Origin of the sequence: Acinetobacter lactucae, assembly GCF_013344765.1 — a bacterium.
Classification (GTDB): Bacteria; Pseudomonadota; Gammaproteobacteria; order Pseudomonadales; family Moraxellaceae; genus Acinetobacter; species Acinetobacter lactucae_A.
In genome coordinates this window covers 1-687 of sequence record NZ_JABVBF010000390.1, presented here as the reverse complement: position 1 = coordinate 687, position 687 = coordinate 1, and the positions used below count along the sequence as shown (strand labels likewise).

Genomic DNA, 687 nt, shown 5'->3' with positions numbered 1-687 from the left:
TCAAGTTTCGCCACAATCTCTTCAAGGGTCATACGGCCTTGACCAATGTGCTCGTTATCTTGGAATACCATCGGTACAGCCATGATTTTGCGTTGTTCCACTTCGTCTTGGAAGAATGAACCATCAATCATGGTTGCCGTAGTATTCGGGTTGTAAATCGCAATCAAGTTGAGTGCCTGTACTACATCAGGACAGTTATGACAGCTGAGTGATACAAACACATCAAAGTTGGCTTTGAGGTTTAAACCTTTAATCTGATTAAGCACTTGATCAGAAACTTTAGGTGCATAGCCAGACACCTGTAACAGTGCCAAGATCAAAGACGTAAACTCATGCCCCATTGGTAAGCCTGCAAAGAACACACGAGGCTGTTCACCTGCTTTAGCCACACCAAAGCTTGGACGACGTGTATTATTGCCGTCAAAACGGGCAGTCACCTTGTCAGAAAGCTCAGCGATTTCAGTCACCAGTTCTTTAATTTGAGCAGCTTTATCTGATTCATCTAAAGCAGCAACTAATTCGATTGGACTTTCTAAACGTTCTAAGTAAGCTTTTAATTGAGTTTTAATGTTTTGATCTAACATCTGTTTTTACTCCAATGCATCCAAATTCTTTCAATAGATGCATAGTACGTTAAAACATAAAATAGGTGAAACAGTATGTTTTTATAGATTTGATCGGTTTTTT

General features: G+C 39.7%; 1 protein-coding gene. It reads right to left on the bottom strand.

The annotated features are described in order from the left end of the window. Positions 1 to 584 (bottom strand): thioredoxin family protein (locus HUN22_RS17500; protein ID WP_174732039.1); only part of this gene is annotated, 584 nt, incomplete at its 3' end. Between the last annotated feature and the right edge of the window lie 103 nt (positions 585 to 687).